General features: G+C 69.9%; 11 protein-coding genes. All 11 read right to left on the reverse strand.

Annotation, left to right across the window (positions count from 1 at the left end):
- Complete coding sequence (locus HNR01_RS27125; RefSeq protein WP_183671036.1) at positions 1–504, reverse strand: hypothetical protein; 504 nt, start codon at positions 502–504, stop codon at positions 1–3.
- A 5-nt stretch (positions 505–509) separates the two neighbouring features.
- Positions 510–935, reverse strand: coding sequence for an ASCH domain-containing protein (locus HNR01_RS27130; protein WP_183671038.1), 426 nt, complete (start codon positions 933–935; stop codon positions 510–512).
- Positions 936–940: 5 nt separating this feature from the next.
- Positions 941–2,233: a phosphoadenosine phosphosulfate reductase domain-containing protein gene (locus HNR01_RS27135; RefSeq protein WP_183671040.1), complete on the reverse strand. Its 1,293-nt coding sequence runs from the start codon at positions 2,231–2,233 to the stop codon at positions 941–943.
- A gap of 411 nt (positions 2,234–2,644) precedes the next feature.
- Complete coding sequence (locus HNR01_RS27140; protein ID WP_183671042.1) at positions 2,645–3,085, reverse strand: hypothetical protein; 441 nt, start codon at positions 3,083–3,085, stop codon at positions 2,645–2,647.
- 1 nt (position 3,086) lies between these two features.
- Positions 3,087–4,142 (reverse strand): AAA family ATPase, encoded by a 1,056-nt coding sequence (locus tag HNR01_RS27145; RefSeq protein ID WP_183671044.1) that lies wholly within the window; start codon positions 4,140–4,142, stop codon positions 3,087–3,089.
- Complete coding sequence (locus HNR01_RS27150; protein WP_183671046.1) at positions 4,139–5,128, reverse strand: PD-(D/E)XK nuclease-like domain-containing protein; 990 nt, start codon at positions 5,126–5,128, stop codon at positions 4,139–4,141. Before HNR01_RS27150 ends, HNR01_RS27145 begins: the two co-directional genes overlap by 4 nt.
- A gap of 2 nt (positions 5,129–5,130) precedes the next feature.
- On the reverse strand, positions 5,131–5,469 hold the full coding sequence (locus HNR01_RS27155; protein ID WP_183671048.1) for a hypothetical protein: 339 nt from the start codon (positions 5,467–5,469) through the stop codon (positions 5,131–5,133).
- Entirely contained in the window at positions 5,462–5,779 is a 318-nt protein-coding gene (locus tag HNR01_RS27160) for a hypothetical protein (protein WP_183671050.1), read from the reverse strand. The genes HNR01_RS27155 and HNR01_RS27160 overlap by 8 nt, the downstream gene beginning before the upstream one ends.
- Positions 5,772–6,056 carry a hypothetical protein gene (locus HNR01_RS27165; protein ID WP_183671052.1) on the reverse strand — a complete coding sequence of 95 codons (285 nt, stop codon included), beginning with the start codon at positions 6,054–6,056 and terminating at the stop codon, positions 5,772–5,774. The genes HNR01_RS27160 and HNR01_RS27165 overlap by 8 nt, the downstream gene beginning before the upstream one ends.
- Positions 6,049–6,183 carry a hypothetical protein gene (locus HNR01_RS27985; protein WP_255538709.1) on the reverse strand — a complete coding sequence of 45 codons (135 nt, stop codon included), beginning with the start codon at positions 6,181–6,183 and terminating at the stop codon, positions 6,049–6,051. Before HNR01_RS27985 ends, HNR01_RS27165 begins: the two co-directional genes overlap by 8 nt.
- A gap of 57 nt (positions 6,184–6,240) precedes the next feature.
- The gene (locus tag HNR01_RS27170) at positions 6,241–6,684 is read right to left on the reverse strand and encodes a tellurite resistance TerB family protein (protein ID WP_183671054.1); all 444 of its coding nucleotides are present in this window, start codon (positions 6,682–6,684) and stop codon (positions 6,241–6,243) included.
- Between the last annotated feature and the right edge of the window lie 223 nt (positions 6,685–6,907).

Below are 6,907 nucleotides of genomic sequence, written 5' to 3' on the forward strand. Positions count from 1 at the left end.
TCAGCCACGGGCGCCTCCATCCTGCTGCGATAGCGCGGCATCGGGCGCGCGCCGGATCCAGGGTTGCCGACGGTCCGGACCGGGGCGCATTTCGTTCTCGACGGCGCCCTTCTGCCGAAGCGTCATGATCGTGAGCCCGACCTGCCGCCCGAGCTCCTCGCCGAGGCCGGTCCGGAGCTCGTGCAGCTCGACCCACTCGGCCGGCACGCGCTCCAGAACCTCGCGCTCCTCGTCGGTGAAGACCGGCGGCACGTTCAGCGCCGCGATCGCGTCCTCCAGGCTGCCAGCCCTCCCGCCGTCAACGCTCCATTCTCGGAGCCGGGAGACGCCGAGACGCTTGGTCTCCTCGTCGTTCAGCGTCGGCCGGTCGATCGCGGACAAGCGCGGGATCGTGGTGTGCTGCCAGATCGTGCCGCCGCCGCGCTTGCCGTAGTTCAGATGTCCGGCATCGCGCAGGCGGCCGGCGATGACAGTCTCGTGCGTGATGGTGCTGTGCTCGGCCATGGCGGTCACTCGGCGGCGAGGGGAAGGACGGGAGCCGCCGCGAGCGGCTGCCAGCGGATCAGCACGCCCTCGAAGGCGATGCGGTCGCCCTCCTCCGGCGGGTGCTCGGCCCACCAAAAGCGGGCCATGTCTTCGACGCTCTCGAAGCCGTCCTCGCGCGCGAAGGCCTCCATCCGGGCCGGGCTCAGCAGCTCGCCGCCGACCTCGAACAGTTCGGTCGCGCTGCGCTCCGAGAAGCACAGGCGCACCGGCATGACGGAGAGGCAGGTCGGGCGGCCGAGCAGCGTGCAATGCCGGGTCCGCATCCCGGTATAGAGCTGAAGCTGCTCGCCCTGCCGGGCATGGCGCTTCCGGTCGGCGCGGATCGTCTGCGCCTTCGTGCCGGCGAGGATCGGCGGGCCGAACCGCTTCTTGAAGCTGTAGGCGACCATGGGCATCACTCCGCACCGATGAGGAGGGGCTGCACCGACCCGTCGGCGAAGACGGCATCGAGCGGTGTGTCGGCGGTGGGCTCGGTGCCCTCCCAGCCGTCTGGCCACGTTCCGAGAGAGATCAGCTCGCGGATGCGCGCCTCTTCCTCCGCGTTGAGGAGGTCGAGCCCGGGCCGATCGAGCGCGGCGGCCGAGGCGTTCACCTCCGCCTGGATGTCGAGGATCTCGCCGAGCGCCCAGAGCCTCGCGGCAAAGGTCAGCGGCCCCATGCGCTGCGGGTTCTTGGCGATCGAACCGTCCTTCAGGCGCTCGATGCCCGCCTTGCGCAGGCGGTTCTTCGGCAGCCGCAGGGCGCGGTAGATCGGCTTGAGGCGCTTGAGCGGCGCGTAGTGCGACCACCCGGGATCAGCGACGATCCGGTCGAGCGCGAGATCCTTGCTCGCGAGCGGGCAGCCACAGCAGCCGGTGCGCGCGTTCAGCTCCTCGGCCTCGTCGCCGCCGTAGGCGTTGGCGATGCGCGAAGTCGACCACCCGCCGTAGGACGGATGTGGGGCGAAGATCTTCAGCCAGTCCCAGACGTGGCAGACGCGCCAGTGCAGGATCGGGGCGAGGGTATTGATCCGGCCGCGGATGCCCTTCGACTCGGGAAGAGCCTGCTGATACCAGCCCTGCCCGCACTCGGCGCCGTCCTTGGAGCAGGACATCTCGATGCGGCGATCGCGCATGGCGCTTTCGCCCTGGCGCACGCCGGTGATCATCAGGACGGTTTCGCCCGCACCGATCACGCCGGCATCGTCGAGCGCCGGGCCGCCGTTGTGGCCGAGGCCCTCGACATCGGCCGGCGCGAGGTCGGCCGCGATCGCCGCGGCCATCGGGTCGACTTTGATCTGGCGCGTGCACCAGCGGAGCGTGTTGTTGTTGGGCGGGGGTACGCCGCGACCGAGGATGTAGACGAGGAAGCGCTTGTCGAGCGGCGCCGTGACGACCCGCATCCGGATCCAGGGGAAGCGCGCGAGCTGCGCCATCAGATCGACGGCGGCGAGCGCCAGCGGCGGTAGCTCCTGACGCGTGTCGGCATAATAGACCGTCAGCGACTTCGGGCGCGGCACGCGACCGCTCTCGATCAGGTGGATGACGAGGGTCAGCGTCGCCGTGCTGTCCTTCCCGCCGGACCACGCGATGCACCAGTGCGCATGCCGTGCGCCGTAGTCGGCGAGCGACGCGACCGTCAGCTCGACGGCCTCGTCGTAGACCAGCCGCGTCGCGCTGCCGGCGAAGAAGTCGGATTGGGCGCGCATCCCCCTCACTCCGCGGCGGCGGTGAAGAGGGGCATGTCGGCGAGGATGGCGCAGAACGACCCGCGGAGCTTTTGGACGCGCCCGCGGCTCGGCCGTGCTATGGTTGCGAAGCCGATCGGACCAGAACGACAAGGTGCACTGCCGTGACCAAGCAAAATTCGGAAATGCAAGACCCGACGTGGGCAGACACCGCCTCGCGTCAGAGCGAGCCCAGCCTGCGGAGGCGCCTTGGCATGCTCCGCCCTGGCGAAGATGCGACCGCCGAAGTGCGGCGTTCCAGTAAGGAGCGACTCGCCGAGCAGGTGCGCGCACTGAAGAAGTAGCTGCTGAACGTGAGCACTCATGCTGCCTCTCCGGTTTGAAAAGGCGCACCGGTGAGAGCGGCGAATGCGCGGGCGGGAACGAGGCGCATCAGGCGGCCCTCCCCATCCGGGCGTCGAGCGCCTCCTGCCGGCGGATCTCCGCCGTCAGCTTGCGGCATTCGCGGGCCGCATGGTCCTCGTCGAACTCGCGCGCGAGGTCGCGATAGTCCTGGGACAGCCCGGCCACCGCAGCCCAGCCCGGCACGGCGGGGATGCGCTTGAGCGGGTCGCGCTCGCCCTGCTGCCGCTTCCGCTCCGCAGCCGCCTGGGCCTGCTGGAACGCACGCTGGGCGCGCTGGCGCTTCTGGATCTCCGCCCGCTTCTGCGCCTTCAGCTTGATCCGCTTCGAGGCGTCATAGCCGTGGCTGCGGGCTATGCGGCTGACCCTGTGGGGCGAGATGAGAAGACGCAGGCCGATGTCGACATAGGTCAGGCCGGCGCGAACGAGGCGCATGATGTCGGCCTCGCTCGGGGTGGGGCGAGCGGCCATGTCAGGCGGCCTCCCCGCGCGCGGCAAGCTCGTCGTCGGCCGGGAAGCTGTCGTCTGGCGGCCGATCGTCCGCATCGGCCATCAGGTCGCGCAGCTCGTCCTCGATCTCGTCGACGGCGGCGCGCTGACCCTCGCTCAGCCGGTCGCGCCAGAGCCCGAACGTGTCGCTGCCGGCGCGCGCCTTTTCGCGGGCGACGGCGAGGAGTTCGGTCTTGCGGTCGCGGGGACCGTTGGGCGACGGCGCCCTGCCCTCGTCCGGCTTGCTGGTCGGCCGCGACACGTCGACCGTGCCGCCCTGCGCCCACTGCGCGAGGTTGCGGCCGATCTCCTCGTCGAGGGGCTGCTCTTTCAGCAGCAGCTCGCGGAACTGCTCCGGCAGCTTCAGCATGCGCCGCTCGCCAGGATAGTCCGTCTTCCAGGTCGGCACGCCGCGGGCGCCCGGCAGCAGCAGGGCGTTCACCGTCATCTCGAACAGGAATTCCTCGCCCGCGATCGGCATGTAGCCGAGCTCGGTGGGCGAGCCGCCGCCCTTGATCTTGAGCTTTTCCTTGGCGCGGAAGCAGAAGATGAAGTTGGCGTTGAGCCCGAGCACGCCATTGATGAACTGGCGCCGCTGCTTGGCCGGCACGATCCAGGCCGAATAGGTCGCCTTCTGGCGTTTGCTCTCGTTGTCGCCCGCGATCCGGTCGAGCTCGGCCTCCTGGGTCATCAGGTAGCCGCCGACGCCCTCGTGCTCGTGGCTCATCGAATCCACGATGATCGTGCGGGCACCCTTGCCGACGCAGTATTGGAGCGCGGCGAGGTAATCGAGCGAGCCGAAGGGCGCGCCGAACTCGACGTGGCGGAAGCGGAAGCGGTCGGCGTAGTGCAGCGCGCGCTTCGACTCGGTGTCGACGACGAAGATGTCGCCGCCGGCCACCTGCTGGATGCCCTGCGCGAGGCGGAGGGCGCTGAAGGTCTTGCCCGAACCGGACGGGCCGAAGAGACCGACGAGGAGCGGCACCTGCTGTCGAACCGCTTCCTTGTCCTCGAAAGTACGAATGGAAGGCTTGGTCACGCGGCGATCTCCTGATCGGGGGCGGCGGTCGAGTGGGCCAGCACCAAGGCCGTGCCGAACTCGCGGAAGAGGGGGTCGGAAGCCTCGCGGGCTTCCCACTGCGCGGCGGGCCATGCCGGCGCCTCGACGCGGCTGATGCCGGCCGCGTAGCCGGGCCACCGTCCGGTACGCAGGCACTCCCGGAACAGGACGGCCGCCGTGATGGCCTTGCGCTCGCCGAGCCACTGCTGCTCGCCGGAGAGCTCGATCACGCGGCACTCGAACGGCTCGACCGTCTCGACGAAGACGAAGCGCATGCGCACCCGGCCCATCAGGTCGGGCACCAGCCGCGTCAGGCCGCGGCGGTACCAGTGCTCCTGGATGTCCAGTCCGTCGGCGATCTTCGTCGAGATGGCACGATCCGAGAGTCCGGCCGAGGTGGTCTTGAGATCCCAGATCAGGTCCGGTTCGGGACCGCGCCAATCGAGTTGCGCTCGCCCCCACAGCCCGAGCCGGTCCTGCCAGACGAGCGAGGTCTCGCCTGCGCCCAGCTCGAACGCGCCCCTCGTCTCCGGTATCTCGGCGAGGCGGGACCGGACAGCCTCGACCATGCGCTCGGCTTTGAGGAGATCGCAGTACAGGACTGGCGTCAGTCCGGCGGCGAGCGCCTCGTCGCGCTCCTCTTGTGCCGCCTTCGTTGCGTAGGTCTCGACGGCCTCGCCGGCCTTGTTCGTCGCGGTGATGACGTGGATGCCGCGCCCTTCGCCCGTCAGGATCTCGTGGGCGACGGACCCGAGGTCCATCTTCCGGTTCTTGCTGTCCTCGGTCTGCGGCGTCAGGCGCGGGTGCTTGGCGTGAGCGTGCCGGGGCGTCTCGCTGATGATCGCGCGGGCGATGGAGGAGGAGAGGCTCGGGCCCGGTGCCGGGTCCGCGTGATAGAGCGCCGCCGGCATCCGGTAGAGGCCGGGCCCGGGCACGCGGCCCTCCGTGTGGTCGATGATGCGCATGCTCACCTCTCCGCTGCGATGCGCCGGGCGACCTGCGCCTCGACGACGAGGGTTTCGGGATCGTTGGCGGGCTCCACGGGCCGGACCGTGCCGGGCGCGACTTGACGCTCGCGGGCCACGCGCTCGGCGTCGGCCCAGAGCTGCGCGAGGGCGGCGCGCACGCCGTCGAAGTCGTGCGGCAGTTGGCGGATCCGGTAGCCGGTCCCGTTCACCGAGCGGCACAGGCACTCGCACATGCCGGTCTCGTCGCGGACGGCGAACAGGGTGACGCCGCGGTCGAACAGCATGCCGGCGGCTTGCTCCGCGCTGAGCGCGTCGAGGGAGGTCGAAGCGCTACGCATGGGCCGCGTCCGCCTTCCGGCCGCCCACCGCGCGGATCGCCTTGTCGAGCGTGTCGAAGGCGATCTCGGTCTTGGTCGAGACCATCCCGCCGTGGCGGGTCATGTCGGAGTGGAAGTCGCGCGCGGCGACGATGGCGGGCTGCAGCAGCGCAGCGTCGTGCGGCTTGCCGGACTGGGCCGCCTCGATCTCGCGGTCGAGGATGCGGTGCGCCTGCATCGTCTCGTCGACGACGAGGCCGCCCTTCTCCATGTCGATGCGGAAGAAGCGGTTCAGCCGGTGCGCGGCGGTGAGCAGGGTCTCCTCAGCCACGGGCGCCTCCCGCCCCTTCGGCCGCCCGCGCCTTCGCCTCGGCGATGACGGCCTCGAGGACCTTGCTGGCGGCCTCGCGCCAGGCAGTGCCGTGCTCGGCGTGGAGGCCGAGGAGCCAGTGCAGCACGAAGGCCTGCTCGTCCTCGAACCGGGACTTGATCTCGGCCCGTCCGGACGCGCGGAAGGCACGGGCGATCGGAGCCGACTGGAAGTTCGGCATCCCGAGGATCTCGATGAGCTCGGGCGTGAGTTTGCCGGGCACGAGGATGTCAGCCATCGGCGCGGCCTTCCCCGTCGTCGGCCGCCTGCTGGAGGTTGCCGTCGTGAAAGGCGCGGACCGCCGCGTAGGCGGTGAGTCCCGCGATGCTGGCGAGCGTCAGGATCCAGGGGAGGTTGGCGAGCATGGGAGGCGCCGCGACTGGAGGGCGGGCGCCGGGCCGGAGACCGACCCGGCGGACGGGTCAGAACTCGAATTTCGAGATATCGACGCCGAGGCGTGTGGCGATCTTCTTGAGGACCACGTCCTCCTCGGGCTCGACCTGACCGTCGGCATGGGCGACGTCGAGCGCGACGAGGTAGACGTCCTCCGCCATCGAGCCGTCACGGCCCTTGATGTCGTCGAGTTCGCGGGCGAGCTGCTGGCGCCCGGAGGCGTCCTTGGCGCGCTTGAACATCACCTCGACGGTGCTCTCGATGGTGCTCTGCTGGTACATCTTGCCGAGCGTCGGGTGCTGCGAGATGGTCCGAATGACCTTCGACCGCTCGGACTCCTCCAACTCACCGTCGGCGTAGGCGACGAGCGCGGACGCGGCGCAGACCGCCTCGAGGTAATCCTTGTTCTGGCTGTAGTCGGCCTTGATCTCCTTCGCGCCCGCGCCGAAGGCCTTCTTGAGTGCTCCGAACATCCTGATTTCCTTGTGCTGTAGGCGAGCAGAGACCCGGCTCGCCGGCGGGATCACTGGCCGCGCGAGCGGCGATTGATGAGGGTGGTGAGGCGCACGACGCCCCAGACGCAGGTGCCGAAGCCGATGACGGCGAGCACGTCGTTCAGACGGGTGATGAGCGCCCAGATCATGCTGCCTCGCGGGAATCGGTGGTGAGGGAGGGATCGGCGTCGGTCGCCGCGGC

Origin of the sequence: Methylorubrum rhodesianum, assembly GCF_014199985.1 — a bacterium.
Taxonomy (GTDB): Bacteria; Pseudomonadota; Alphaproteobacteria; order Rhizobiales; family Beijerinckiaceae; genus Methylobacterium; species Methylobacterium rhodesianum.

Bases quoted from the DNA above. Each gene is read 5' to 3' on its own strand.
- HNR01_RS27150 (WP_183671046.1), bottom strand. From the start codon at position 5,128: ATGCGCATCATCGACCACACGGAGGGCCGCGTGCCCGGGCCCGGCCTC.
- HNR01_RS27170 (WP_183671054.1), bottom strand. From the start codon at position 6,684: ATGTTCGGAGCACTCAAGAAGGCCTTCGGCGCGGGCGCGAAGGAGATC.
- HNR01_RS27155 (WP_183671048.1), bottom strand. From the start codon at position 5,469: ATGCGTAGCGCTTCGACCTCCCTCGACGCGCTCAGCGCGGAGCAAGCC.
- HNR01_RS27985 (WP_255538709.1), bottom strand. From the start codon at position 6,183: ATGCTCGCCAACCTCCCCTGGATCCTGACGCTCGCCAGCATCGCGGGA.
- HNR01_RS27140 (WP_183671042.1), bottom strand. From the start codon at position 3,085: ATGGCCGCTCGCCCCACCCCGAGCGAGGCCGACATCATGCGCCTCGTT.
- HNR01_RS27125 (WP_183671036.1), bottom strand. From the start codon at position 504: ATGGCCGAGCACAGCACCATCACGCACGAGACTGTCATCGCCGGCCGC.
- HNR01_RS27165 (WP_183671052.1), bottom strand. From the start codon at position 6,056: ATGGCTGACATCCTCGTGCCCGGCAAACTCACGCCCGAGCTCATCGAG.
- HNR01_RS27135 (WP_183671040.1), bottom strand. From the start codon at position 2,233: ATGCGCGCCCAATCCGACTTCTTCGCCGGCAGCGCGACGCGGCTGGTC.
- HNR01_RS27130 (WP_183671038.1), bottom strand. From the start codon at position 935: ATGGTCGCCTACAGCTTCAAGAAGCGGTTCGGCCCGCCGATCCTCGCC.